General features: G+C 71.0%; 22 protein-coding genes. 5 read left to right on the top strand and 17 right to left on the bottom strand.

Annotation, left to right across the window (positions count from 1 at the left end):
• Positions 1–2 precede the first annotated feature (2 nt).
• The 8 genes from nrfD to LXT23_RS48215 all read right to left on the bottom strand — a co-directional run bounded on the left by nrfD (position 3) and on the right by LXT23_RS48215 (position 11,993).
• Positions 3–1,415 carry an NrfD/PsrC family molybdoenzyme membrane anchor subunit gene (gene nrfD / locus LXT23_RS48250; RefSeq protein ID WP_253987323.1) on the bottom strand — a complete coding sequence of 471 codons (1,413 nt, stop codon included), beginning with the start codon at positions 1,413–1,415 and terminating at the stop codon, positions 3–5.
• A 2-nt stretch (positions 1,416–1,417) separates the two neighbouring features.
• Positions 1,418–4,612 carry a TAT-variant-translocated molybdopterin oxidoreductase gene (locus LXT23_RS48245; protein ID WP_253987335.1) on the bottom strand — a complete coding sequence of 1,065 codons (3,195 nt, stop codon included), beginning with the start codon at positions 4,610–4,612 and terminating at the stop codon, positions 1,418–1,420.
• Positions 4,609–5,271 carry a cytochrome c3 family protein gene (locus LXT23_RS48240; RefSeq protein ID WP_253987322.1) on the bottom strand — a complete coding sequence of 221 codons (663 nt, stop codon included), beginning with the start codon at positions 5,269–5,271 and terminating at the stop codon, positions 4,609–4,611. Before LXT23_RS48240 ends, LXT23_RS48245 begins: the two co-directional genes overlap by 4 nt.
• 513 nt (positions 5,272–5,784) lie before the next feature.
• Positions 5,785–6,150 carry an HNH endonuclease gene (locus tag LXT23_RS48235; RefSeq protein ID WP_253987321.1) on the bottom strand — a complete coding sequence of 122 codons (366 nt, stop codon included), beginning with the start codon at positions 6,148–6,150 and terminating at the stop codon, positions 5,785–5,787.
• Positions 6,151–6,152: 2 nt separating this feature from the next.
• A complete protein-coding gene (gene pdeM / locus LXT23_RS48230) occupies positions 6,153–6,806 on the bottom strand; it encodes a ligase-associated DNA damage response endonuclease PdeM (protein ID WP_253987320.1) in 654 nt (217 codons plus the stop codon).
• Entirely contained in the window at positions 6,776–9,382 is a 2,607-nt protein-coding gene (locus tag LXT23_RS48225; protein ID WP_253987319.1) for a ligase-associated DNA damage response DEXH box helicase, read from the bottom strand. The genes pdeM and LXT23_RS48225 overlap by 31 nt, the downstream gene beginning before the upstream one ends.
• Positions 9,369–10,964 carry an ATP-dependent DNA ligase gene (locus LXT23_RS48220; protein WP_253987318.1) on the bottom strand — a complete coding sequence of 532 codons (1,596 nt, stop codon included), beginning with the start codon at positions 10,962–10,964 and terminating at the stop codon, positions 9,369–9,371. Before LXT23_RS48220 ends, LXT23_RS48225 begins: the two co-directional genes overlap by 14 nt.
• Before the next feature lie 3 nt (positions 10,965–10,967).
• A complete protein-coding gene (locus tag LXT23_RS48215) occupies positions 10,968–11,993 on the bottom strand; it encodes a ligase-associated DNA damage response exonuclease (RefSeq protein WP_253987317.1) in 1,026 nt (341 codons plus the stop codon).
• 203 nt (positions 11,994–12,196) lie between these two features.
• On the opposite strand from LXT23_RS48215, the gene LXT23_RS48210 reads away from it, so the two are divergent.
• The 3 genes from LXT23_RS48210 to LXT23_RS48200 are packed head-to-tail and all read left to right on the top strand — an operon-like array spanning position 12,197 to position 15,213.
• Positions 12,197–13,138, top strand: a complete 942-nt coding sequence (locus LXT23_RS48210; RefSeq protein WP_253987316.1) for an SH3 domain-containing protein — start codon at positions 12,197–12,199, stop codon at positions 13,136–13,138.
• Positions 13,139–13,159: 21 nt separating this feature from the next.
• Positions 13,160–14,653: an anthranilate synthase component I family protein gene (locus LXT23_RS48205; protein WP_253987334.1), complete on the top strand. Its 1,494-nt coding sequence runs from the start codon at positions 13,160–13,162 to the stop codon at positions 14,651–14,653.
• The gene (locus tag LXT23_RS48200) at positions 14,650–15,213 is read left to right on the top strand and encodes an anthranilate synthase component II (protein WP_253987315.1); all 564 of its coding nucleotides are present in this window, start codon (positions 14,650–14,652) and stop codon (positions 15,211–15,213) included. The genes LXT23_RS48205 and LXT23_RS48200 overlap by 4 nt, the downstream gene beginning before the upstream one ends.
• A 25-nt stretch (positions 15,214–15,238) precedes the next feature.
• Here LXT23_RS48200 and LXT23_RS48195 read toward each other — a convergent pair whose 3' ends face one another.
• The 8 genes from LXT23_RS48195 to aroF form a co-directional block, all read right to left on the bottom strand.
• Positions 15,239–16,954 carry a GMC oxidoreductase gene (locus LXT23_RS48195; RefSeq protein WP_253987314.1) on the bottom strand — a complete coding sequence of 572 codons (1,716 nt, stop codon included), beginning with the start codon at positions 16,952–16,954 and terminating at the stop codon, positions 15,239–15,241.
• A 303-nt stretch (positions 16,955–17,257) separates the two neighbouring features.
• Complete coding sequence (locus tag LXT23_RS48190) at positions 17,258–17,854, bottom strand: histidine phosphatase family protein (protein WP_253987313.1); 597 nt, start codon at positions 17,852–17,854, stop codon at positions 17,258–17,260.
• Between the two features lie 105 nt (positions 17,855–17,959).
• Entirely contained in the window at positions 17,960–18,751 is a 792-nt protein-coding gene (trpA, locus tag LXT23_RS48185) for a tryptophan synthase subunit alpha (protein WP_253987312.1), read from the bottom strand.
• Positions 18,748–19,953, bottom strand: a complete 1,206-nt coding sequence (gene trpB / locus LXT23_RS48180) for a tryptophan synthase subunit beta (protein ID WP_253987311.1) — start codon at positions 19,951–19,953, stop codon at positions 18,748–18,750. Before trpB ends, trpA begins: the two co-directional genes overlap by 4 nt.
• Before the next feature lie 3 nt (positions 19,954–19,956).
• Positions 19,957–20,595 (bottom strand): phosphoribosylanthranilate isomerase, encoded by a 639-nt coding sequence (locus LXT23_RS48175; protein ID WP_253987310.1) that lies wholly within the window; start codon positions 20,593–20,595, stop codon positions 19,957–19,959.
• Positions 20,592–21,347, bottom strand: coding sequence for an indole-3-glycerol phosphate synthase TrpC (locus tag LXT23_RS48170; protein ID WP_253987309.1), 756 nt, complete (start codon positions 21,345–21,347; stop codon positions 20,592–20,594). Before LXT23_RS48170 ends, LXT23_RS48175 begins: the two co-directional genes overlap by 4 nt.
• 50 nt (positions 21,348–21,397) lie before the next feature.
• Complete coding sequence (gene trpD, locus LXT23_RS48165) at positions 21,398–22,414, bottom strand: anthranilate phosphoribosyltransferase (protein WP_253987308.1); 1,017 nt, start codon at positions 22,412–22,414, stop codon at positions 21,398–21,400.
• Positions 22,415–22,417: 3 nt separating this feature from the next.
• Positions 22,418–23,443, bottom strand: a complete 1,026-nt coding sequence (gene aroF / locus LXT23_RS48160; protein WP_253987307.1) for a 3-deoxy-7-phosphoheptulonate synthase — start codon at positions 23,441–23,443, stop codon at positions 22,418–22,420.
• Between the two features lie 191 nt (positions 23,444–23,634).
• Here aroF and LXT23_RS48155 point away from each other — a divergent pair, with 191 nt between their 5' ends.
• Complete coding sequence (locus tag LXT23_RS48155; protein WP_253987306.1) at positions 23,635–24,873, top strand: NAD(P)/FAD-dependent oxidoreductase; 1,239 nt, start codon at positions 23,635–23,637, stop codon at positions 24,871–24,873.
• The gene (locus LXT23_RS48150) at positions 24,874–25,527 is read left to right on the top strand and encodes an Isoquinoline 1-oxidoreductase subunit (RefSeq protein ID WP_253987305.1); all 654 of its coding nucleotides are present in this window, start codon (positions 24,874–24,876) and stop codon (positions 25,525–25,527) included.
• Between the two features lie 13 nt (positions 25,528–25,540).
• On the opposite strand, the gene sitI6 is transcribed toward LXT23_RS48150, so the two are convergent.
• Positions 25,541–26,263, bottom strand: coding sequence for a SitI6 family double-CXXCG motif immunity protein (gene sitI6 / locus LXT23_RS48145; RefSeq protein WP_253987304.1), 723 nt, complete (start codon positions 26,261–26,263; stop codon positions 25,541–25,543).
• Positions 26,264–26,276 lie beyond the last annotated feature (13 nt).

Genomic DNA, 26,276 nt, shown 5'->3' with positions numbered 1-26,276 from the left:
CTCTAGTGCGCTCCGTGGGTGTCGTGGCCGTTGTGGGCGGCGGCGTGCTTGAGCTCCAGCTGCAGCTCCTTCACTTCGCTCACCGCGACCGCGGGCACGAACTTCAGGAAGAGGAGGAACAGCGTGCCGAACAGGCCCAGCGTGCCGATGTAGATGGACCAGTCCACCCAGGTGGGCGCGTAGATGCCCCACGACGAGGGGAGGAAGTCCTGGCTGAGCGACGTGACGATGATGATGAACCGCTCACACCACATGCCGATGTTCACCATGATGGAGGCCACCCACATGATGGGGATGCTGGTGCGGCACTTCCGGAACCAGAAGATGTTCGGGGTGATGACGTTGCAGGCAATCATCAGCCAGTACACCCCGGCGTAGGGGCCGGTGGCGCGGTTCACGTAGAAGGTCCAGAGCTCGTACTGGTTCTGCGAGTACCAGGCGATGAAGTGCTCCATCATGTACCCGTAGGACACGATGAGGCCCGTCGCGAGGATGACCTTGTTCATGTTCTCCAGGTGCCGGTCCGTAATCACGTCCCGCAGACCCAGGTACTTGCGCGCGGGGACGATGAGCGTAATCACCATCGCGAAGCCGCTGAACACGGCGCCCGCCACGAAGTAGGGCGGGAAGATGGTGGCGTGCCAGCCGGGCAGCAGCGAGACGGCGAAGTCGAAGGAAACGATGGTGTGCACCGACACCACCAGCGGCGTGGAGAGGCCGGCCAGCAGCAGGTACGCAATCTTGTAGTTGTGCCAGTGCCGCCCGGAGCCGCGCCAGCCGAGCGCGAACAGGCCGTAGATGACCCGCTGCGCCTTCGTCTTGGACGAGTCACGCAGCGCCGCCAGGTCCGGGATGAGGCCCACGAACCAGAACAGCGCGGACACCGTGAGGTACGTGGAGATGGCGAACACGTCCCACACCAGCGGGGAGCGGAACTGCGGCCACGCGCCCAGGGTGGAGGGGTAGGGGAACAGCCAGAAGGCGAACCAGGGCCGGCCCGTGTGCAGCAGCGGGAAGAGGCCGGCGCACATGACGGCGAACAGCGTCATGGCCTCCGCGAAGCGGTTGATGCTCGTGCGCCACTTCTGCTGGAAGAGCAGGAGGATGGCGGAGATGAGCGTACCGGCGTGGCCGATACCGACCCACCAGACGAAGTTGATGATGTCGAAGGCCCAGCCCACCGGCTGGTTGTTGCCCCACACGCCGATGCCGCGCGCCAGCGTGTAGGTGACGCCGATGACGAGCAGGCCCAGGGCGCTGAGCGTCATGCCGAAGAGCATGAACCAGCCCTTGCCCGGCTTGCGCCAGACGTGGTCCAGGAGCGTCTCGTTGAGCGACGCATCGTCGTGGTGCGGCGCGACGAGGTGCCGCGGCTCGAGCGGGTCGAGCGGAGCGGTGATTGCGGTCTGGGCCATGACTAGTGGCTCCCTTCGGTCGCCGCGGCGGACTTCGCGGGCTCGAGGGCGGGGTTGGGGTTGCGGACGCGGATGAGGTGCGCGGTGCGGGGGCGGGTGCCCAGCTCGTGCAGCAGCTTGTAGGCGCGCGGGTCCTCGTGGAGCTGGGACACCCGCTGCTGCTTGTCGTTGAGGGAGCCGAAGACGATGGCCTGCGTGGGGCAGGTCTGCTGGCACGCGGTCAGCAGCTCCTTCTCGTCGATGAGGCGCTTCTCCACGCGGGCGCTGATGCGCACGCGCTCGATGCGCTGGACGCAGTACGTGCACTTCTCCATGACGCCGCGGTTGCGCACCGTGACGTCCGGGTTCATCACCATCTTCTCGGTGGCCGTCTTGCCCGACGTGTAGTGCAGGTAGTTGAAGCGGCGGACCTTGTACGGGCAGTTGTTGGAGCAGTACCGGGTGCCGACGCAGCGGTTGTACACCATGTCGTTCAGGCCCTCGTCCGAGTGCACGGTGGCATTCACCGGGCACACGTACTCGCAGGGGGCCTTCTCGCAGTGCACGCACATGACGGGCTGCATGACCATCTTCGGGTCGCTCTCGGGGCCCTCGAAGTAGCGGTCGATGCGCAGCCACTGCATCTCACGGCTGCGGGCCACCTGCTCCTTGCCCACGACGGGGATGTTGTTCTCCGCCTGGCAGGCCACCACGCACGCGCTGCAGCCCGTGCAGCGGGACAGGTCGATGGCCATGCCCCACTTGTAGCCCTTGCTGTAGTCGAAGTCGGGCAGGTTGTCGTGGATGCCCTGCTTCAGCTCGCCCTTGACGCGGTGGAGCGTGTGCTGCGTCGGCACGGAGGGTGCGTTCAGCTCGGCGATGGGCATGTCCAGCGCGAGCGGGCGGCCTTCCATGCGCCAGTGCGTCTGGGTGAGGCTGAACTTGTGGCTGCCCTTCGCCGGGGTGAGCGTGGCGCCGCCGTCGAACCAGGGAGCGGCCGTGCGGCGCAGGGTGTTGGCGTTGAAGCCCACGCCCTTGGCCACCTGCTCGTGCAGGCCGTTGCGGCCGTAGCCCAGCGCCACCGTCACGGTGTCGTCCGCCAGGCCCGGCGTCACCCACACGGGCACCGTCAGCTTCTGGCCGTTGTAGCTCAGCTCCGCCAGGCTGCCCGGCTCCAGCTTCCACTTCGTCGCGGTGGCGGGGCTCAGCAGGGCGGCGTTGTCCCAGACCATCTTGGTGATGGGGTCCGGCAGCTCCTGCAGCCAGGCGTTGTTCGCGAAGCGGCCGTCGAAGAGCTTGTAGTCGTGGACGAAGTTCAGCTCCAGCTCACCGGCCTGCGGGGGCGTGTAGCCCGTCACCAGGGCGGTGGCGGCGGCGAAGTCCGGCGCGCCCGTCACGTCCGCGCTGGCGGTGCCCTGCACGACACCGGCGGCCACCCACGACTCCCAGCGGGCCTCGAAGTCGCCCTGGGCGCCGGGGTCCCGGCCCTGCCAGTACTCGCGCAGCAGTTGGTAGGCGGGGCGGTGGGGCTCGTCCAGGAAGAGCGCCAGCAGCTCGGACTCCGGCACGCCGTTGAAGAGCGGCTGGATGAGCGGCTGGGCGATGGACACCGTGCCGTCCACCGCGCGGCCGTCGCTCCACGTCTCCAGCGGGTGCGCCGCGGGGACGAACCAGTCCACGTACTGGCTGGTCTCGTCCTCGTAGAGCCCCGTGTAGAGCACGGAGAGCTTCGCGCGGTTGGGGTTGGTGGCCGGGTTGAGCAGCTCCGCCAGGCCCGCGTCGGCGGGCAGGGTGTAGAGCGGGTTCCACGTGGTGATGACCAGCGTGTCCACGCGGCCACCCTTGATGTCCTCCACCAGCGCGCGCACCTGGCTCAGGCCGGTGGCTTCCGCGACGGGGGCCTGCACGTAGCGCACGGGGGCCGTCTCGCCGGTGCCCACGTTGCCGAGCGCGGCGTTGAGGGCATGCGCCAGGGCGTGCACCGCGGCGGGCTGCCGCTCACCGGCGACCACCAGGGTGCGGCCGGGACGCGCGGCGCGCAGGTCGGCGACCACCGCCTGCACCCACGTGTTGAGGTCGGCGCGCAGCTGGGCCTTGCCAGCGGCCGCGCCGGCCAGGGCCGCGGCGGGACCGCCGATGGCCTGCGCCACCGCGGCGGCGACGGCCAGCACTTCCTGCGACTTCACGCGCAGGCGGTGGTCCGCCATGCCGCCGGTGATGGAGAAGCGGGCCTCCGCCACGTAGAGGCGGTTGAGGGGGCCGTTCTTCGGGTCGCGCCGGTTGGCGAACTGGAGCGCGTGGGTCAGGTTGGTCGGGCGGCTCTCGAGGAAGTCCGCGTCCAGCGACAGGATGACGTCCGCGTTGGTGAAGTTGTACGTCGCGGAGACGGCCTGGCCGCCGAACAGGGCGCGGGTGGCCTCGGAGGCGGCGTCCTGCGTCTGCGCCGTGTAGCTGTAGAAGCGCGCGTTGGGCAGCTTCTTGAGGATGCGGTTGCGCAGGTCGCCCATCAGCGGCGAGTTGGCGGGCTCGCCCAGGAAGCGCAGGCGCGAGCCACCGTCGGCGGCGGCGGCCTTGTTCACCAGCGTGGCCACGTCCTCGGACAGCATGCGCAGGGCGCGCGGCGTCTTGCCCTGACGGAGCACGCGGGCGCGGCTCGGGTCATAGAGGGACAGGAGGTACGCCTGCTCCCAGGGACCGGCGGCACCCTTGTTGACGGGGTGGTCCGGGTTGCCCTCGATCTTGATGGGGCGACCCTCGCGGGCGGTGATGAGCAGGCCGGAGGTGTGGCCGGCCAGCGTCATGCCGGACGCGTAGTGCAGCGGGTTGCCCGGGGCGACCTCGGGCGGCGTCTTGGTGTACGGCAGGATGCGCTCGTCCTGGGGACGGGTGCTGCACGCCGTGGCGCCGGCCAGGGCCAGCGAGGCGCCCAAGAGCTGCATGAACTCGCGGCGCACGAAGCCGGTGGGGGCCAGGTCCGCGCCGACGGGGAACTCCGGCCGCGTCTCCTCGAGGTACTCGGGGGCGGCGAGCTTCTCCTCGAGGCTGCGCCAGTAGGTCCGGCCATAGCCGGGCTCGGCGGCGGAGGCATTGGCGGCGGCGTGCTCGAACGCCTCACCGACGGCGTCAGGCGTGGCGCTCGGGGCGGGCCGGTCCGACACGACCGGGAGCGCGAAGGAGGCGGTTTCCTGCGACGGGGTGCCGTCGCGCTTCGTGTTCATCGGTGGCATGTGGAGCAGCTCGTGCGAGAGTGGACGTCGTACTCAGCCGCCAGCTTCTGGCCGAGCGCTGCGGCCTCGGCCTTGTCCGTCGGCGGCGTCCAGGTCATCGAGGTGATGAACTCGGCCGGACGCAGGTTGGGCTCGGGGTTGCGGTGGCACTCCAGGCACCAGGCCATGGTCAGCGGCGCGGCCTGCTCCACGGCGGCCATCTGGTCGATGCGGCCGTGGCAGGTGGCGCAGCCCACGCCCTTGTTCACGTGGATGGCGTGGTTGAAGTAGACGAAGTCGGGCAGGTTGTGGACGCGGACCCAGGGAATGGGCTGGTCGGCGAAGAAGGCCTTGCGCACCTCGACGAGGTACGGGCTCTTGTTCCACACCTGCGCGTGGCAGGACATGCACACCGTGGTGGAAGGGATGCCCGCCGAGGGCGCCTCCTCCACCGTCCAGTGGCAGTACCGACAGTCGATCTGCTCGTCACCCGCGTGGTGCCGGTGGTCGAACTCGATGGGCTGTTCGATGGGCATCTGCTGCCCGGTGACGTACGGGGAGCGCACGTAGGCCATGAGGCCGCCAAGGCCGATGGCGGGCACGGCGAGGAGCGCCGCGGCGGACAGCCGCGACACCGTGTTCGTCCAGCGTGGGAAGAGAGGGCCGCTCATACCAGGACCATGGGCAAGGGGGCTTCAGCAACAGCGGTGACAGGAGAGCCAGGAGAGCTGAGAGAGGCGCGGGCGTGGCCGGACGCGGGGAGCGGAGGGGCGATCCCGGCCCCATCGGGGCGGGCGGGCGGCGGCTCCTGGCGTGCGGAATCCGAAGCAGTCACGTCCAACGAAACCTCTATGAAGTGCCGCGGGCGGGGCCCTCCTCCTCTCCCAGCCCAACGCGGCGCGGGACCATCGGGCATCGACACGGCAGTGTCAACCATTCTGATGTTGCGACTCTGATGTTGAGACAGCCGGATACCACGTCCTCACGCGGAGGCGGAAAGTCGCGGGTCAGCGCCGATGAATCTCTCTTCTGGCGGGCGGAAGGGGCGTTTGGATTCCATGCGCGCAGGCGGATCAACACGAGGGGTCGGCCTCGCCCGTCGAGCGCACGCGGCGTGTGGAACGCAAGGGTGCGGTACAGGACACCCCAGAGGAGGTCCGCCCCGCCACCGCCCGCGGGGACGCTCACTCCGTGTCTTCGCCGTCCGGGTCGCGCCAGCGCTCGCGGCGACGGGCGAGCAGCCGCTCCACCAGCTCCCGCACGCGCGGGTCGCGGTGGTAGTGCGGGTCGTGCCGGCTGCCCTTGCCCTGGTTGCAGCGGGCACAGGCCAGGCCGAGGTTGGGCAGCGCATTCGTGCCGCCGGCGGTCTGCGGGACGATGTGCTCGATAGTAGCGCGGCTGATGGGCTCGCCATCCAGGCCCACCAGCAGGTGCGCGTTGCAGTGCAGGCACTTGCCCAGCCACGCCTCGCGGCCCCGGTGCTCGGTGCGCTCGAAGGTGGAGTCCGTGGCGATGATGCCGAGAATCCGGCGGCGCTTGGTGGTGCTCATTCCTACACCTCGACGACCGCGGGCCCGGCGATGGCGAAGACGCGCTCCCGGGGGCGGCGGGCGACGTCGAGCCCCCCGGTGAAGGCGCTGAAGGCGGGCAGCACGCCCACCGCCTGTCCCACATGGAAGCACGGGAGGCGGAGCCGGTCGCCTCCACCGGACAGGCGCACCATGGGATGGAGGTGACCTGCCCACACGAAGCGGCCGGGCGCGGGCTCGGGGTGGTGGGCGAAGCGGAAGGGGCCCTCGTCCGCATGGGACTCGCGCACGTCCAGGCGCCACTCCCGGGGGAGCTCCTTCACATGACGGTCATGGTTGCCACGCACCAGCACCAGCTCCACCGCGGCATGGGACTCGCGCCAGGCGGCCAGCCGCTGGACGAGCGCGGGCGTGAGCCCCTGACGGGAGTGGATGAGGTCTCCCAGGAGCAGCAGCCGGCGCGCGCCAGTGGCGCCGAGCGCGGCGGACAGGCGCGTGAGGTCATCCTCCAGCACGCCCGTGGGCAGGGGGATGCCGTGCTGCTGGAAGCTCTCCGTCTTGCCCCAGTGCAGGTCCGCCACCGCCAGCGTGCCCGTCTCGGGCCAGTGCAGGGCGCGCTCGGGGAGCAGCTCCAGCAGGGTGCCGCCTACGCGGACCTGGCATCTTCTCGCGTCCATCGCTCCTTCAGGCGCTCCACCCGCTCCAGCAGGGACTCGTTGGAGACGCTGGCGCTGATGCGCTCGACGACGAGCGGGAAGCCCAGGGGCGTGGGCCGGCGCACGTGGACGAGCTCCACGGGGCTCTTCTCCAGGCGCTCCAGGGTGCGGCCCAGGCGGCCCTGCTCGAACTGCTGCTCCAGCACCTCGCGGCGGGCCTGGACGAGCAGCAGGTTGTCCGGGTCGTACTTGAGGAAGACGTCATAGAGGAGCGAGGAGCTGGCCTGCACCTGGCGCGTGGACTTGCGCGCCCCGGGCAGCCCCGGCAGCACCAGCCCCGCGACGCGGGCGATGTCGCGAAACTGCCGCTTCGCCAGCTCGCTGACGTTGACGCTCTCCAGCACGTCCTCCACCAGCCGCTCCCGGGAGAAGAGGGCGGGGCGCAGCGCCTCCTCGAAGGGGAAGGGCGCCGGGGTGAGCAGCTCCAGGCCGTAGTCATTCACCGACAGGCTGAAGGTGGCCTTCTGCAGGCGGGTGAGGCGCAGGGCCAGCAGTGCGGCCAGGCCCTCGTGCACCAGCCGCCCCTCGAAGGGATAGAGGAAGAGGTGGTGGCCGTCGCGCGTCTCGCACCGCTCCGCCAGCAGGGAGCCGGCGGCGGGGATGCGTGACAGCCGCTCCTGGGCTTCCAGTACGGGCCACGCGGCGGCCAGCTCGTCCGAGGTGACGTCGCCATGGCGCGCGGAGTCCAGCGTGCGGCGCACGGCGGCGGCCAGCGAGCTGGACAGGGGCAGGCGGCTGCCATTCCAGCGCGGCGTCTGTGTGGCCTTCGCCTTCGCCGGCTTCACGTAGGCCGTCATGTCCTTGAAGCGGCTGAACTCCAGGCGCTTGCCCGCGAAGAGGAAGGTGTCCCCGGGGCGCAGCCGGCTGATGTAGTTCTCCTCGATGGTGCCAATCCGGCCGCCGCTCCAGTAGCGCAGCTGCACCACCGCGTTGGAGGTAATCGTCCCGATGTTGAGGCGGTGCAGGCGGGCGATTCGCGAGTCCGCCACCACGAAGCGGCCTTCGTGCTCCACCACGCGGCGGAACTCCGGGTAGGCGCGCAGCGTCGCGCCGCCCTCGCGCACCAGGGCGAGCGTCCACTCGAACTCCTCGTCCGTGAGGCCGGTGTAGGCCGCCGCGGTGCGCACTTCTTCCCGCAGGGCCTCGCGGGTGAAGCCGCCGCCCATGGCGCACGTCACCAGGTGCTGGGCCAGCACGTCCAGGGGCTTGCCCGGCGGCGTACGGGGCTCCACCTCGCGGCGGGCAATGGCCTCGCGCGCGGCGGCCATCTCCACCAGCTCCAGCGCGTGCGTGGGGACGAAGAGGATGCGGCACGTGGCGCCGGGGCGGTGGGCGCTGCGGCCCGCGCGCTGCATCGTCCGGCCGATGCCCTTGGGGCTGCCCACCTGCACCACGCGCTCCACGGGGCCGAAGTCCACGCCCAAGTCCAGCGAGGACGTGCACACCACGATTCGCAGCGCGCCGTCCTTCAGGCCCGCCTCCACGCGCTCGCGCTCCTCGCGGTCGATGGAGCCGTGGTGGAGGGCGATGAGGTGCTCCCACTCGGGGCGGGCGAAGCGCAGGCCCTCGAACCAGCGCTCCGCCTGGGAGCGCGTGTTGGTGAAGACGAGCGTGGACTGCTCCGGCTCCAGCCACGCGGCCACGCGGGCCAGCATGGTGAAGCCCAGGTGGCCCGACCAGGGGAACGAGTCCACCGAGTCCGGCACCAGCGTGTCCACCTCCACCGGGCGCTCCACGTCCGAGCTCACCAGCGTGGCCGTGCGGCCGGTGCCCACCACGTGGCGCGCGGCCTCGTCCAGGTTGGCCAATGTCGCGGACAGCGCCCAGGTGCGCACGGCGGGGGCGAAGCGGCGCAGGCGCGCCAGGGCCAGCTCCATCTGCGTGCCGCGCTTGGAGCCGAGCAGCTCGTGCCACTCGTCCACGATGACGGAGCGCAGCGAGGCGAACAGCTCCGAGGCCCGCTCATGGGACAGGAGGACGGAGAGGGACTCCGGCGTGGTGATGAGCACCTCGGGCAGCCGCTCGCGCTGGCGCTGGCGCACGGAGGAGGACGTGTCCCCGGTGCGGCTCTCCACGTCGATGTCCGCGTCCAGCACGCGCAACGGCTCCAGCAAGGCCTTCTCCACGTCGCGGGACACCGCGCGCAGCGGCGTCACGTAGAGGACCTGGAGCCCCTTCTGGCCGTGCTCCGCCACGTCCGCCAGCGGGCCGATGTACGCCGCGTACGTCTTCCCCGCGCCCGTGGGCACGTGGATGAGGCCGCTATCACCACGTGCGTACGCGGCCCAGGCCTCCTCCTGGAAGGGATAGGGCGCCCACCCCTTCGACTCGAACCAGCCACGCAGCCGCTCCATCGGCGTGCCCGTGGCCTCGGAGCGGGTGTCCTCGGCGGCGCGGCGGCGGCGCCTCACCGGGCGGCGCTTCTTCGCCGGGAGGCCTGGCTGCGCGGGGGCGCCGCCGCCCTCGTTGCCGGAGCGCAGCGCCTTGCGGCGGGCCGCAATCTGCGCCCGCAGCGAGCGCGGCCTAGTGGGGGGCATGGAGCAGCTCCTTCAGCGTGTCCAGCGTGTCCGCGTCCTGGGGCTTCTTGTCCGTGCGCCAGCGGGCGATGCGGGGGAAGCGCAGCGCCACACCCGACTTGTGGCGCGGTGAGGCCTGGATGCCCTCGAAGTGCAGCTCGAAGACCTGCTCCGGCTCCACCGAGCGCACCGGCCCGTACTTCTCCTTCGTGTGCGCGCGAATCCACCGGTCCAACCGGCCAATCTCCTCGTCCGTGAGGCCGGAGTACGCCTTCGTCACGGGCTGCAGCTCCGTGCCGTTCCACACGGCGAAGGTGTAGTCGGTGTACAGCGACGAGCGCCGGCCGTGGCCCGGGTGCGCATAGAGCAGCACCGCGTCCACGGTGAAGGGGTCTATCTTCCACTTCCACCAGTCGCCCCGCTTGCGGCCCGTGAGGTACGCCGAGTCGAGGCGCTTGATCATGAAGCCCTCGACGTTGCGCTCACGGGCTTCACGGCGCACGTGCGCCAGCTCCTCCCACGTCTCCGCGCGCACCGCGGGGGAGATGGGGAAGCGGGGCCGGTCCTTCAGCAGCGCCTCCAGCTTCGCGCGCCGCTCGCGCAGCGGCAGCTCGCGCAGGTCCTTCCCCTCCAGCTCCAGCAGGTCATAGACGATGAACGCGGCCGGAGCCTCCGCCAGCACCCTGGGCGTCAGCTTCTGCCGGCCGATGCGGCGCTGGAGCAGCGCGAAGGGCAGCGGCTTGCCGTCCTCGTACGCCAGCACCTCACCATCCAGCACCGTGCCCTCGGGCAGGGCCGCCGCGGCCTCCGTGATTTCGGGGAAGCGCTCGGTGATGAGCTCCTCGCCCCGGCTCCACAGGTACACACCGCCCTGACGGCGGATGAGCTGCCCGCGGATGCCGTCCCACTTCCACTCCACCAGCCAGTCCGCGCGGTCGCCCAGCGCCTCCGGCGGCTGCTCCAGCGGCGAGGCCAGGTAGAAGGGGTAGGGCTGCGAGCGGTGCGCATCCGACACATCCGGCGATACCAGCTGCTTGAAGAAGCCCGGAGTCGGCGTCCACGTCCCCATCAGCCGGTGCGCCACGCTGGGCGGTGGCAGCCCCGCCACCTGCGCCACCGCGCGCACCACCAGCGTGGAGGACACGCCCACGCGCAGCTCCCCGGTGAGCATCTTGTTGAGCAGGAACAGCTCGCGGCGGGGCATGCTCCTCCACCAGGACACCACCCGCTCCCGCTGCTCGGCGGCGTCCAGGTTGCGCAGGGGCAGCAGGCGCTGCTCCAGCCAGACGGACAGCGGCAGCTCCTCGGGCGCGGCCGGGCGCTCGAGGGCGTCCAGCAGCAGGGCAATCACCTCCGCGAGGTCGCCCACCGAGGCGTAGACCTCCTCGAAGAGCCAGCCGGGGATGCCCGTCAGCTCCTGCGTCCAGCCCACCAGCAGCTTCGTGGTGAGCAGCCGCTTCAGCTTCTGGCCCGTGAGGAAGTACAGCGCCCACGCCGCGTCCTCGGGGGGCGCCTCCTTGAAGTAGCGCGCCAGCGCGTCCACCTTCGCGTTGGTGGACGTGGTCTGGTCCAGGGTGTCGTAGAGGTCCGCGAGGCGCCGCACGTGTCAGTCCTCCGCCTCGCCCTCGAAGGGCGTTGCCAGGGGGGCGGCGTCCACGCCCTGCTCGCGCAGGTAGTGCGCCAGCGGGTCGGTGTAGCCGTGCGTCACCAGCACCCGCTCCGCGCGCGTGTCCGCCACCGTGCGCAGCAGGTCCGGCCAGTCCGCGTGGTCCGACAGCACGAAGCCCCGGTCGAACCCGCGCCGCCGCCGGTTGCCGCGCACCCGCATCCACCCGGACGCGAAGCCCGTCTCGTACTCGCCGAAGCGGCGCATCCACGTGGAGCCGCCCGCGCTGGGCGGCGCCAGCACCATGGCTCCCGCGAACGACGTGCCCTTCTCCACCTCCGACACCAGCTGCGTGGGCAGCAGCTTCACGCCCGCTTCGCGGTAGCACTCCACCAGGCTGTTCAGCGCCCCGTGGACGAAGGTGGGCCGGTCCGTCAGCCGCGCCAGCTCCGCGAGGATGCGCTGCGCCTTGCCCAGCGCGTAGCAGAACAACACCACCGCCCGTCCCACCGCGCGGTTGGCGTCCCACCAGCGCAGGATGTCCTCCGCCACCAGGGGTGTGTCGTCCCAGCGGTAGATGGGCAGGCCGAACGTGGCCTCGGTGATGAAGGTGTTGCAGCGCACCACCTCGAAGGGCGCGCACGTGGGGTCCGGGGCCCGCTTGTAGTCACCGGAGACGACCCACACCTCGCCCTTGTGCTCGATGCGAATCTGCGCGCTGCCCAGCACGTGGCCCGCGGGATGGAAGCTGACGGTGACGTCGTTGATGGCCAGCCGCTCGCCGTACTCCAGCGTGTCGATGACGGAGTCCGCGCCCAGGCGGCGGTGCAGCAACCCCTTGCCTGCCCGGGCGCCCAGGTAGCGACGGCTGCCGCCCCGCGCATGGTCTCCATGAGCGTGGGTGATGAGGGCCCGCTCCACCGGACGCCAAGAGTCGATGTGGAAGTCCCCGGGAGCGCAGTAGAGCCCCTGGGGCGTCACCGTGATGAGCGGCGGTCTTTCCTGAAAGGGATAGGAGGCGCTCAAAGCTTGATTCAGATAGCGAGGCTTTTCGGAGGTGGCCACCCAAGGTGTGGGTCCACCAGGGCGGCCGTCGCTCCCTGGGATGCTCCGCTGCCACACTCCTGCCACAAGGGTGGAAAAGGGCTTGTCGCGGGAATATCGCGCCCCCTTGGACTGCGCGTGCGGACGGGGGATAACACCGGCACTTCACCTCCGGACGGTTCCGCATGACGCCCACGCTGCTGCTGTCGCTGGTCCTGACCCAGACGCCTGCACCCTCGCTCCACTACACGGCCCCGCAGGTCGAGGCGGGAGCGCAGCGTCCCCTGGAGGGTTACGACTTCACGGTGTTCGAGCCGTCCGGGAAGAAGGCCGACCTCTACGTGGGCGTGGATGAGGCGAACCTGCGCAAGACCGCCTCGGCGGATGCGGAGGTCGTCACCACGCTGCCGCTGGGCGCTGCCCTGCGCGTCCTGGAGCGCGGCAAGGAGCGCCTGAAGGTGGGCGAGTACGTCAACCACTGGTACTCGGTGGAGTACCTGGACACCAAGGGCACGCCGGCCGGCGCGGATGACGAGGTGTTCAAGGGCTGGCTCTTCGGCAACACGCTCACGCCCTTCCGCTTCGAGGCGGACTTCGACGGCGACGGCGAGCAGGAGGTTGCCACGGTGGTGATGAGCAACGACTTCAAGATTCGCGTCCGCGTGCTGGAGCCGAGCGTGAAGCCTCCCCGCCGCGTCAGCAGCGTGGACGCCAATCCCGCTGGCGGGGCCTACCTCAGCGTGGACGGCGGGCCCGTCGTCGCGAAGCTCGTCCCCTCGAAGACGGCGGGTCTGGCGCTGGTGCAGCTGGACTCCACGCCCGAGGCGTGCGGCGACTTCAACACCACGTACGTGAGCTACACGGTGTCGGGCAACAAGAAGGGCGTGCTCGGCAAGGCGAAGGTGGCCCTGACGCTGGGCGGCCTGTCGGACTCGCCCAGCTTCTCGGAGTACAAGGTCTCCTTCCAGCCGAAGCAGAAGGGGCTCACGGTGGTGCGGACCAACACCGGTGAGGACGACTCCGGCAAGGAACAGAAGACGACGGAGCGCACGAAGTACCAGCTCAAGGATGGTGTCTTCACCGAGGTCACGCCCGCGGGCGCGGCCTCGGCGGAGACGAAGCCCTAGCGGGCGGAGCACGTCATGAAGATGGATGCACAGGAGCGGAAGGCGGCCTACCGCCAGCTCGCGGAGAAGGGCCAGGCGGTGCCGGTGTCGGTGGAGCTGCCGGCGGACCTGGACACGCCGCTGTCGGCGTACCTGAAGCTGGGCGGAGGCTCGCGCGGCTTCATCCTCGAGTCCTGCTACGGCGGCGAGCGCTTCGGGCGCTACAGCCACGTGGGGACGCAGCCGGCGGGTCGCGTGCGGCTGGACCGCACCGGCGCCACCTTGTGGCGTGGCGAGCGCGAGGAGCGCCGCGACGGCAAGCCGCTGGACGTGCTGCGCACGCTGTGGCGCGAGCTGGCCGTGGCCCGGCTGCCCGGCGAGGCCCCGTTCCTGGGCGGGCTGGTCGGCTACATGGGCTACAACTGCTTCTCGTGGCTGGAGCCCACCGTGCCGGACCGGCACCCGCACGACATCTCCTTCCCCGACTCGGAGTGGCTGGTCTGCGAGGACTACGTCACCCACGACTCGCGCACGGGGACGTTGCAGGCCACCGCCATTGCCCGGCCCTCGCTGCACGGCAGCGTGAGCGCCGCGCTGAAGGACGCCGAGGCGCGTGCCCAGGCCATGGCCGACAAGCTGCTCAAGCCGCTGCCTCCGGAGGCGTACGCGCCTGCCCCGCGCATGCGCGGCGACGCGGCCCCGGTGGCGTGCTGGGACCGCGCCGGCTACGAGGCCGCGGTGGAGCGGGCGCGCGAGTACATCCGCGCTGGCGACATCTTCCAGGTGGTGCTGGCCCGGCGCTTCGAGGCGCGTGGCGCGCCGCCGCCGCTGTCGCTCTACCGGGCGCTGCGGCGGGTGAACCCGTCGCCGTACCTCTTCCTGGTGGAGCTGGGCGAGGCGCGCGCGCTGGTGGGGGCGTCGCCGGAGCTGCTGGTGCAGGTGCGCGACGGGGACGTGGTGGTGCGGCCCATCGCCGGCACGCGCCGCCGGGGCGCCACCGAGGCCGAGGACCTGGCGCTGGAGAAGGAGCTGCTCGCGGACGAGAAGGAGCTCGCCGAGCACATCATGCTGGTGGACCTGGGGCGCAACGACGTGGGCCGCGTGGCGGCGCCGGGCACGGTGCGCGTCGAGGACATGAAGGTCATCGAGCGCTACAGCCACGTGATGCACATCGTGTCGCAGGTGCGCGGGAAGCTCGACTCGAAGTACGACGCGCTGGACGCGCTGGCCAGCACGTTCCCCGCGGGCACGGTGTCCGGCGCTCCCAAGATTCGGGCCATGCAGATCATCGACGAGCTGGAGGTGCAGCGGCGCGGGCCGTACTCCGGCGCGGTGGGCTACCTGTCCTTCTGCGGCACGCTGGACGTGGCGATTGCCCTGCGGACCTTCTTCGTCGACGGAGACCGGACGATGTGGACCGCGGGCGCCGGGCTGGTGGCGGACTCGGTGCCGTCCAAGGAAGCCGACGAGACGGAGGCCAAGGCGGGCGCCATGGCCGCCGCGCTGCGGCTGGCTCGCGAGGGAGGTGGCCGGTGATTCTCGTCATCGACAACTACGACTCGTTCACCTTCAACCTGGTGCAGTTGCTGTACACGCTGGGTGCCGAGGTGAAGGTGGTGCGCAACGACGACCTGGACGCCGCGGGTGTGGCGGCGACGGGCGCGTCCCACCTGGTGATTTCCCCGGGCCCGTGCACGCCGCACGAGGCCGGGGTCAGCGTGGCGGCCATCTCCCAGTCCCGCGTGCCGGTGCTGGGCGTGTGCCTGGGACACCAGTCCATCGGCGCGGCCTTCGGCGGCAAGGTGATTCGCGCGCCGGAGCCGGTGCACGGCAAGGCGGCCCACATCCAGCACGGGCACACGGGCGTCTTCACCGGGGTGAGCCAGGGCTTCCAGGCCGCGCGCTACCACTCGCTGGTGGTGGAGGCGTCCACGCTGCCCGAGCAGTTGGAGCCCACCGCGTGGAGCCAGGACGGCCTCATCATGGCGCTGCGCCACCGCACCAAGCCCGTGGTGGGCTTCCAGTTCCACCCGGAGAGCGTGCTCACCCCCGAGGGACCGAAGCTGGTGCGCAACTTCCTCGACGGGCGGCTGTAGAGCCGCCCCCCGAGGTGTGCCCCCACTAGCGCAGGCGCGCTACGGGCAGCCGGGTCGTGGTGGCCGAGGCGGTCTCCTGGGCTGCCTTGGCCGACGGCCCGCCGAGCTTGTCTGCGAGGTGCTGGGCCAGGGCCACCATGGTCATGGTGGGGTTCCAGGAGCCTCCCGCGGGCCAGAGGGCTCCGCCCGTGACGTAGACGTTGGCGACCCCGCGAGGCCGGTAGTCCAGGTCGACCACCGCCTCGTCGTCCTTGCCAATCCACAGGGTCGACCCCTCGTGCACCAGGCCCGGGACGCGTCGCTCCGCGACGGCCGGACGCTCCCGGGTCCACGTGCCCTGGTTGGGCGCTCCATGCCAGTACTCCACCCGGCCAGCGCCCTGGGGGGACAGGGCCTGCTCCATCATCTGGAACGTCCCCTCGTCCATGGTGTCCCAGGTCGCGCGGTCCGTGTCGTTGGCCAGGACCTGCAGCAGCACGTTCGTCGTCGGGTCCTCCTCCCCGTTCGGCCGCAGCCAGTTGTCGCGGTTGCGGAAGTCCAGCTCGCCCAGCACCGCGCAGACGAAGACGAGGTAGTCCTTGGAGCTGGCGAGCTGTGCGGGCGAGGCCGTCGCCACCACGTCGGGCATGTACCGGGCCGCCCGCTGCGCGTTCTTCGCGGGCTCCTTGTCCGAGAGCACCGAGAGCTGGACGTGGTACTGCATCCCGCTACTGGCATTCGTCCCGGCCATGTAGATGGCGGCCAGCTCCATCTCCGCCAGCTTGTCGGCGAACGGGTAGTCCTTCCTCGGAACCCGGGCCACCACGGAGGTGATGAAGTGCGCCGTGAAGCGGGAGCCCGCCTTCTTGAGCTGCGGGAACGAGTTCAGCAGCAGCGTCGTTGGCGGCAGCGTCCCCATGGCGAGCACCAGCTTCGCGGTGCCCAGGTTGACCACGCCGCGTGACGTCTCGAGCGCCGTCGCCACTCCGTCCTGCTGCCGGATGCGGGTGACCGTGCAGTCCGTCACGATTCTCAGCTCCTGGCCGGTGCCGGCCACACTCAGCGCCGCCTGGCGGCTGGCCAGGTCGAGCAGCGGCGCGGGCGTGGAGAACTTCGCGAAGTCGAGGTTCTCCTGGAGGCCGGCGCCCACGGCGATGGGCGCGGCCATGGACCGGGTCGCCGAGGGGATGCGCCCCAGATTGGCGGCCAGCATGGCCTGCAGCTTCTTCTGCATGACGCCGTAGATGGGCCGGAGCTTGGAGGTCTTCTCCAGCACCGCCGCGTCGAGGTCTGTGTCTATCTGGTCCGCGGGGATGACGTTGAGCAGCCGCTCGGCGTCGGCGAAGCGCTCCTCTGCCTCGCGGATGATCTCCTCGGGCCAGAACGCCATCTCCTCCCGCGTGGGGCGCGGGCACCAGCTGCTCCACATGATGCTGCGGCCGCCGAAGAACGGCACCATTCCATGCTGGAAGCCGATATTCCCTGGCGGCTGACCGGCGGTCCGGGCCGACAGCGTCCAGGGGAAGGTCTCGGTCAGCCCTCCCAGGACCTGCTGGTAGGGGAGCGGCAGGTTCTGGAAGTGTTCCGGGAGGAAGAAGGGTCCCCGCTCGATCATCAGGATGCGGGTGTTGGGGTCGTGCTTGTAGGCCCGCTCGGCGAAGGCCAGCCCACAGGGGCCGCTGCCGACGATGATGTAGTCGAACCGCTCGAACTCACGAACCTCCTTCCAGGCCTCCTCCGTGAGGAAGAACACGTGGTCCATGATCTTCTGCGGCGACGGAGACTGGGGGCCCGGTGCCGGAAAACCATAATTGAAGTTCGGTGACGACGAGACAGCGCTCATATGACCCCCGGGCCCGTGAAAGTGGTGAATGGCGGCTGATGGCTGTCACGGGAAGCGCACTCCCCTGACAGTCATTGGGCTGAGAACTAGCAGAGTCCGGGTGAAGCCTGCGTAGCGATTGGGGCGACTCGAGCCAACGCTCGAATCAGCACAGAGACCGGCCTGCGCGTCTTAGGGGGAATCCGTTACGCGCTGGGGCCTGGGGGGATGCCCCCGAGGCGCTCAGCCGCGCAGGTGCGTGGTGTCGTTCCAGGTGACGATGACGGGCTGCGTGCCGTCACCGTCGAGGCTGAGGACGCTGATGGACGCGGTGCCCAGCATGAACAGCCGCCCGTTGTCGGGAGGCAGCCCCAGCCAGCGTGCCGCCAGCACGCGCAGCAGGTGGCCGTGGGCGAAGAGGAGCACGTCTCCCTTCACCACCCGGACGTCCGCGATGACGCGGTCCACCCGGGCGCCCACCTCCGCCGCCGTCTCGCCGTTCGGCGCCCCGTCCTTCCACAGCGCCCAGCCTGGGCGGCTCGCGCGGATGTCGTCCCCGGTGCGGCCCTCGTAGTCGCCGTAGTTCCACTCCATGAGGTCGGGCCGCTGCTTCGCCACGCCGCCGTAGCCGGCCAGCGCGCAGGTCTCGGCTGCGCGGCTCAGCGGGCTCGTCCACACCTCGGCGAAGCGCCACTCCTTCAGCGGTGACGCGAGCAGCTCGGCCATCTTCCGCCCGTCCTCCAGCAGTGGAATGTCCGAGCGGCCCGTGTGCTGACCGCTCCGACTCCACTCCGTCTCACCGTGACGGACGAGCACCAACTGGGGACCCCGAGTCTTCATGGAGGACATCGTGCCAGACGGCGGGCCGCGGGCCCCGAACTTCCAGCCACAAGCGCACATGGCTGGACAGTCTTCGCTGAAGGGCCTCTGCCCAGCGCCCACCGCTCAGCGCTTGAGCCCGCGCTTGATGTCCGCGCACAGCGCCTTCGCCGCCTTCGGCCCGTCCGTGTGCGCCGCGCGCACCAGCGCGCTGCCCACCACGACACCGTCCGCGTGCGCCGACAGCGTGCGCGCCTGCTCCGCCGTGGAGATGCCGAAGCCCGCCACCACCGGCACCGGCGATGCCTTGCGCACCAGGTCCAACCGCTGCGACAGGTCCGGCGGCAGCTCCGCCCGCATGCCCGTCACGCCCGCCACCGACACGCAGTAGACGAAGCCCCGGCCGTCCTTCGCAATTGCCTGCGCCCGCGCGGGCGGCGTCGTCGGCGCGCAAAGCGGAATCAGGTCCACACCCGCCGCGTCGAACGTGGCCCGCAGGCCCGCGCTCTCCTCGGGAGGAAGGTCCGGCAGAATCGCGCCCGACACGCCGCGCTCGCGGGACAGCTTCGCGAAGCGCTCCTCGCCCATGGCCATGACGACGTTGACGTACGTCATGATGACCAGCGGCGTCTCCGGGCAGCGCTTGCGCACCTCCGGAACGACCTCGTCCAGCACGCGCTTCAGCGTGGAGCCGGCCTTCAGCGCCCGCTCGGACGCGCCCTGGATGACGGGCCCGTCGGCGATGGGGTCGCTGAACGCCACGCCAATTTCGAGGATGTCCGCGCCGCCCTCCACCAGCGCGGAGAACACGTCCACCGAGCGCGGCAGGTCCGGGTCTCCAGCCATGGCGTATGCCACCAGCACGCCCTCGCCGCGCGCCTTCGCCTTCGCGAACGCCTTCGCAATCTCGCCGCTCACGCCTTCACCCCCGTCGGCGGCGGCACGCCGCGCGCGGAAATCGTCGCCACGTCCTTGTCGCCTCGCCCCGAGCAGTTGATGACCAGGTACTTCCCGGCCCCCAGCTCGCGCGCCAGCTCCCGGCCGCGCGCGAAGGCGTGCGACGTCTCCAGCGCGGGGAGGATGCCCTCCGTGCGCGCCACCTCGTAGAACGCGGCCAGGGCCTCGTCGTCCGTGGCGGTGCGCACCTCCATCCGCCCCGTCTTCGCCAGGTGCGCCAGCTCCGGCCCCACACCCGGGTAGTCCAGGCCCGCGGAGATGCTGTGCGCCTCCTGAATCTGCCCGTCCGCGTCCTGGAGCACCAGCGAGCGCGAGCCGTGCAGCACGCCCTCCGTCCCCAGCGTCAGCGACGCGCCATGTTGGCCCGAGTCCAGCCCGTGCCCACCGGCCTCCACACCCACCAGCCGCACGCCCGCGTCTCCGATGAATGGGTGCAGCACGCCAATCGCATTCGAGCCGCCGCCCACGCACGCGATGATGGCGTCCGGAAGCTTCCCGAAGGCCGCCTGCGCCTGCTTGCGCAGCTCCACGCCGATGACGGACTGGAAGTCGCGGACAATGGTCGGGTACGGGTGCGGCCCCGCCGCGCTGCCGATGACGTAGTGCGTGTCCGACACCTGCGACACCCACGTGCGCATGGCCTCGTTCATCGCGTCCTTCAGCGTGCGCGAGCCCGACTCCACCGGCTTCACCACCGCGCCCAGCGCGCGCATGCGGAAGACGTTGAGCGCCTGCCGCTCCACGTCCAGCGCGCCCATGTACACCTCACAGGGCAGGCCGAAGAGGGCGCACGCGGTGGCCGTGGCCACGCCGTGCTGCCCCGCGCCCGTCTCCGCGATGATGCGCTTCTTCCCCATGCGCCTGGCCAGCAGCACCTGGCCCACGGTGTTGTTGATCTTGTGCGCGCCCGTGTGCGCCAGGTCCTCGCGCTTGAGCCACACGTGCGCGCCACCCCACGCCTCGGTGAGCCGCCGCGCGGGCGTCAGCGTCGTGGGCCGCCCCACGAACTCGCGCAGCACCCGGGCGACTTCTTCACCGAAGGCCGGGTCCGCGCTCGCCTTCGCATAGGCCTCTTCCAGCTCCAGCAACGCCGGCACCAGCGTCTCCGGCACGTAGCGCCCGCCGTAGCGCCCGAAGCGTCCGACGACAGTCTCCGTGGTCATCTCTCACTCCCAGAGGTTGATGGACTTCGCGAGCCGCACGAAGGCGCGCACCGCGTCCAGGTCCTTGATGCCAGGGGCCGACTCCACCCCGCTGGCCACATCCACACCGTACGGCCGCGTCGCCCGCACCGCCTCGGCCACGTTGGCCGGCTTCAGGCCGCCCGCCACCAACACGGGCACGCCAATGCCCGTGAGCCCCGCCACCAGCGACCAGTCGAAGCCCACGCCCCCGCCGCCGTATCCCGGAGCCGCCCCGTCCAGCAGCAGCCCCGCCACGTCGCCCACGCCCACATACGCCCGAGCGCGCGCCACGTCCCCCGGCCCGTGCACCCGCAGCGCCTTGATGACGGGCACGCCGTAGCCCGAGCAGGCCTCCGGCGGCTCGTCTCCATGGAGCTGCACCGCGGTGAGGCCGCACTCGCGCACCTTCGCGCGGATGTCGTCCGGTGCCGCGTTGACGAATACGCCCACCACCGTGCCCAGCGGAGGACGCGTGGCCGCCAGCGCCGCCGCCGTGGCCACGTCCACGCAACGCGGAGACTTCGGATAGAAGTTGAGCCCGAGCGCGTCCACGCCCGCGTCCCACGTGGCCTTCGCGTCGTCCAGGCGGGTGACGCCGCAGACCTTCACGCGGACGCTCATGGGGGCACCTCCACGCCGAGCAGCCGCCGCAGCGCCCGTCCAGGCTCCGCCTCGCGCAGCAGGGACTCGCCCACCAGCACGGAGTCAGCGCCCGCTTCACGCGCCGCCAGCAGGTCCGCGAGCGACTTCAGCCCGCTCTCCGCCACCAGCGCCTTGGAGCGGGAGCGCAGCCGCGGCATCACCCGCAGCGCCGTGCCCGTGTCCGTCTTCAGCGTGGCGAGGTTCCGGTTGTTGATGCCCACCAGCTCCGCGCCCGCGGCCAGCGCGCGCTCGGCGTGCGCCTCCGTGTGCGCCTCCACCAGCGCGGCCACCCGCACCTCGCGCGCGGCGGCCACCATCTCCCGCAGCTCGCCGTCCTCCAGCGCGTCCGCGATGAGCAGCACCGCGTCCGCGCCCCACAGCGCGCTCTCCTCCACCTCGCGCGCGGCCACCAGGAAGTCCTTGCGCAGCACGGGGATTGATACTGCCGCCCGCACCGCCACCAGGTCCTCCAGCGCGCCGCCGAAGTCGGGCCCGTCGGTCAGCACGCTGATGGCGCTGGCCCCCGCGGCCTCGTAGGCCCGCGCCACCGCCACCACGTCCGGGTGGGGAAAGGCGCCGCCCGAGGGACTCTTGCGCTTCACCTCCGCGATGACGCTCACCGGCCGCCCTGGGACACGCGCCACCAGGGCCCCCGCGAAGTCACGCGGCGCCGGGCGCGGGCGTGGCGCCATGGGCGGACGCTCGGCCAGCTCGCGGCGCTTGCGCGCCATGATGAGGTCCAGCGTCCCGGAGGACGCCGGCCCTTCTCGCTGTGCGCCACTCACGACACGGCCCCGTGGATGAGCGCCGCCAGCTTGCGCGCCGCCGCGCCCGAGTCGATGGCGTGCTCCGCCTTCCGCACGCCGTCACGCAGGTCCACCGCCTGGCCCACCACCACCAGCGCCGCCGCCGCGTTGAGCAGCACCGCCGTGCGCAGCCCGGAGCGCTCACCCTCCAGCAGCGAGCGCAGCCGCTTCGCGTTCTCCTCCGCGTCGCCGCCGGCGATGGCCTCGCGGCCCACCACCTCCAGCCCCGCGTCCTCGGGCCTCACCGTGAAGGTCCGCACGGTGCCGTCCTCGCACAGCTCCGCCACCCGGGTGGGCGCGCAGGGCGACACTTCGTCCAGCCCGTCGTCCCCGTGCACCACCCACGCGCGGCGGCTGCCCAGGCGCCCCAGCACGCGCGCGGTCTGCTCCACGCGCTGGCCGTCGAAGGTGCCCAGCAGCTGGTAGCGCGCACCGGCCGGGTTGGTCAGCGGCCCCAGCAGGTTGAACACGCTGTGGAAGCCCATGTCCCGCCGCGCCTGCGCCACGTGCCGCAGGGCACTGTGGTGCGAGGGCGCGAAGAGGAAGCCCACCCCGTGCTCGTCGATGTCCCGCGCCACGCGCTCGTGCGGGCGCTCCATCTGCACGCCGAGCGCCGCCAGCACGTCCGCGCTGCCGCAGCGGCTGGAGACGGCGCGGTTGCCGTGCTTCGCGACGGTGACTCCCGCCCCGGCGGCCACGAAGGCCACCGCGGTGGAGATGTTGAAGGTGTGCGCCCCATCACCCCCCGTACCGCAGGTGTCGAGCACCACCTCCGCCCTGGGGGAGAGCTTCGCCGCGCAGGCCCGCATGGCCTCCGCCGCGCCGAGGATTTCGTCCTCCGTCTCCCCCTTCATCTTGAGCGCCGTGGCCAGCGCTCCCACCTGGGCAGGCGACGCCTCTCCCGCGAGCATCAGGCCCATCACCTGGGCCATCTCCTCGCGGGTCAGGTCGCGCCGGCCTACCACCTTGCCCAGCGCTTCTTTGAGCGTCATGGCCTACCCCAGTCTCACGACTTCGCGTCCCATCGCCTGGGCGATGGCGCGGACCTCGTTCATGGACTTCTCGAACTCGGAGAAGTCCAGCGACTGCGCGCCGTCCGACTTGGCGCGCGGCGGGTCGGGGTGCACCTCGACGATGATGCCGTCCGCCCCCACCGCCGTCGCCGCCCGCATCATCGCCGGCACCGCCTTGCGCACGCCGATGCCGTGCGAGGGGTCCACGAAGACGGGCAGGTGCGACAGCGCCTTGAGCATGGGCACGGCGTTCAGGTCCAACGTGTTGCGCGTCATCGTCTCGAAGGTGCGGATGCCGCGCTCGCAGAGGATGACCTGGGTGTTGCCGCGGGCGACGATGTACTCGGCCGCCATCAGCAGCTCCTTGATGGTGGCGCTCATGCCGCGCTTGAGCAGCACCGGCTTGCGGCGCTCGCCCACCGCCTCCAGGAGGCTGAAGTTCTGCATGTTGCGCGCGCCAATCTGGAGGATGTCGGTGTGCTCGGCCACCGCGTCCAGCGTGGCCACGTCCTTCACCTCGGTGGTGACGAGCAGGCCCGTCTCCTTGCGCGCCTCGGCGAGCAGCGCCAGGCCGTCACCCTTGAGCCCCTGGAACTCGTAGGGGCTGGTGCGGGGCTTGAACGCGCCGCCGCGCAGCATGGTGGCGCCCGCCTTCTTCACCGCGTGGGCGGTGGAGAGAATCTGCTCGCGCGACTCCACCGAGCAGGGGCCGGCGATGACGTGGAACGCCGCGCCGCCGATGGTGAGGCCGCCGACCTCGAGCTGCGTGTTGTCCGGCTTCACCTCGCGGCTGACGAGCTTGAACGGCTGGGAGATGGCCACCGCGTCCGCGACGCCAGGGAGGACCCGGAAGGGCTCGGGCTCCACCGCGCCGGGGTTGCCGGTGATGCCGATGGCCGTGCGGGTGCCCCCTGGAATCGCATGCGGTTGCCAGCCACGACGGCGGATCTCGTCGTTCACACGCTCGATGTCCTGGGCCGTCGCGTCGGGTCGCATCACGATCAACATGGGGGTTCCTGCCTTCTCTCCGGGTAAGGGTGCCGGGGGATGCCGGCACCGGCGCCCAGGCTAACGGGCGCGCTGACAAGGTTCAGCAACAAGTGTCCGTTGCCGCAACCCGCAGGCAGTCTCCCTTGTGCCCGACGGGCTTTACAAGCCAGGGTGCGGCGGGTTTCTGGCGTGCATGTGGGAGGCCGCGCGTGTCGAACCCGGATGTCATCGTGGTGGGTGCAGGGCTTGCCGGGCTGGCGTGCACCCGGGCGCTTCTCGCCGGACGGATAAAGGTGCTCCTACTGGAGGGCGGGGACGCACCGGGCGGCCGGGTTCGTACGGACGCGTACGAGGGCTTCCTGTTGGACAGGGGCTTCCAGGTGCTCCTCACCGCCTACCCGGAGGGGCGCCGGGCATTGGATTTCGAGGCGCTCGCGCTTCGTCGCTTCGTGCCTGGAGCGAAGGTTCGGCGCGGCGGGCGGTTGCTCACGGTGGCGGACCCGCTGCGGCGGCCGGGCCAGGCTCTCTCCCACCTCTTCGAGGGGCCGGGCAGCTTCACGGACAAGCTGCGCGTGCTGGAGCTGCGGCAGGCCGCGGTGTCCGGCGAGCTGGAGGACCTGTGGTACCGGCCCCAGCGTGCCGCGCAGCGCTACCTGGAGGACCTGGGCTTCTCGGAGGAGATGCTGGAGGGATTCCTTCGGCCGTTCTTCGCGGGCATCTTCCTGGAGCGGGAGCTGGCCACGTCGAGCCGCTTCCTGGAGTTCGTCTTCCGGATGTTCGCCACGGGGGACACGGTGGTGCCGGAGCGGGGCATGGGGGCCATCCCCGAGCAGCTCGCGGCGCGGCTTCCCTCGGGAGTGCTGCGGATGCGCGCGCCGGTGTCCGAGGTCTGGGGCCACCGCGTGCGGCTGGAGGACGGCGAGGTGATTGGCGCGAAGGCGGTGGTGGTGGCGGCGGACCCGGTGGGCGCGGTGGGGCTGCTGCCCGGGATGCCGGCGCACCGGATGAACCGCGTGACGTGCCTCTACTTCGCCGCGCCGGAGCCGCCCGTGCAGGGGCCCTGGCTGGTGCTCAATGGGGAAGGGCGGGGCGTGGTGAACAACGTGGCGGTGATGAGCGAGGTGTCACCAGCCTATGCGCCCCCGGGGCAGTCGCTCGTGTCCGTGTCCGTGCTGGGGGACGTGGAGGGCGTGGAGCTGCGCGTGCGGGAGGAGATCACCGGCTGGTTCGGGACGGCCGTGTCCTCGTGGCGGCACCTGCGGACGTACTCGCTTCGGCATGCACTGCCCGCGCAGCCGCCGCACGCACTGGAGCCGCCGCACCGGACGGTGCGAATCTCTCCCGGGCTGTACGTGTGCGGGGACCACCGTGACAATTCCTCCATCGACGGCGCGCTGGGCTCCGGGCGCCGTGCGGCGGAGGCCGTACTGCGGGATTTGGAGCGCTGAATGAGACGACTGCCCATCGCTGTCTTGATGCTGAGCGCCGCAGGCGCACTGGCGGGCTGCAAGTCTCCGGCGCGGCCCGCGGCGGCCGAGGCGCCTGTCGCGGATGCGTCACGCGGGGGACTCCGGCCCGTGTCCTCGTTCGCCTCCATCGAGGACCCGGCGGCCCGGTCTGTCGCGCTCTTCGTCGAGGCAGGGCGGGTGATTGCGCATCCGCGCTGCGTCAACTGCCACCCGGCGGATGGTGTGCCCCGGCAGGGGATGGAGCAGCGCCTGCACGAGCCGAAGGTGTCGGGCGGAGCGGATGGGCACGGGGCGGCGGGGCTGCACTGCGAGGCGTGCCATCAGCAGACGAACACGCCGCTGGTGGGTGCAACGCTTCGGAGCATCCCGGGCAATCCGAAGTGGGCCCTGGCTCCGAAGGAGATGGCGTGGGTGGGGAAGTCGCTGGGAGAGATTTGCGAGCAGCTGAAGGACCCGAAGCGCAACGGCGGCAAGTCGCTGGAGGCCATCCACCACCACATGGCGGAGGACGTGCTGGTGGGTTGGGGATGGAATCCCGGGCCGGGACTGGAGCCGGTGCCCGGTACCCAGGCGGCGTTCGGTGCGCTCATCCAGGCATGGATTGCCAACGGCGCGGCGTGCCCGAAGTCCTAGGTTCCTGGTTCACTCAGCGGGTGGGTAGCTCGCGGAAGGTGGTGCCTTCCAGCGCGAGGTGGCGCACGGCCTCCATGAAGCGCTGGGTGCCGACAATCACCGTGGCGTAGCTGCCCACTCGGAACACATCGAGGTCCGTGGGCAGCGAGGCCGCCTCCAGAATGGGTTGCTCCGGTAGGCGGAATGCGACGCGGCCACAGGTGGCGCACGGCGGAAGCAGGTCCGTGGGCAGGCAGTCCGGGTGCAGCCGGCCATGCGGCTCGAGCTGCAGCTCCAGCAGTTCCGGAGGATTCTTCTGCCGGAAGGCGAGCTCCGTCCGGCAGCCGAGCAGACCTCGCACACCCTCGGCCTGGAGACGCTCCAATTCCTCCCTGCGCACGAGCAGCATGATGTCCCCCAGCCAGGTGAAGGGAGCGAACTTCCCGGAGGCCGTACCCACCAGCGGCCCGAAGCTGGTACCGGGCGGCAGCGCCGCGTTCGGTGGTGCCAGGGGACGTACCAGCTCGCGCAGTCGGGCGAACTCGGTGAATGGTTCGGGCCTTGGTTTCTCGAACTCACTCCGCTCCGGCAGTTGCGACAGGTCAATGGCAGGGTATTGGTGGCCTGAAGAGCTCCACGTCGCTCCACATGTGGAGCAACGAGCGCCGGGCAGCCCCCACTTGTGCGCGGCATCAAGGCTCCCGTTGAAGCGCTCCCAGCACGCCTTGTCTCGCCGGAGCTCAAAGATGCGCGTCATCTGTCCAGGCTCT

It is taken from the genome of Pyxidicoccus xibeiensis, from assembly GCF_024198175.1.
In the GTDB taxonomy this organism is placed as follows: Bacteria; Myxococcota; Myxococcia; order Myxococcales; family Myxococcaceae; genus Myxococcus; species Myxococcus xibeiensis.
This window is presented reverse-complemented; position numbering and strand designations above follow the sequence as displayed.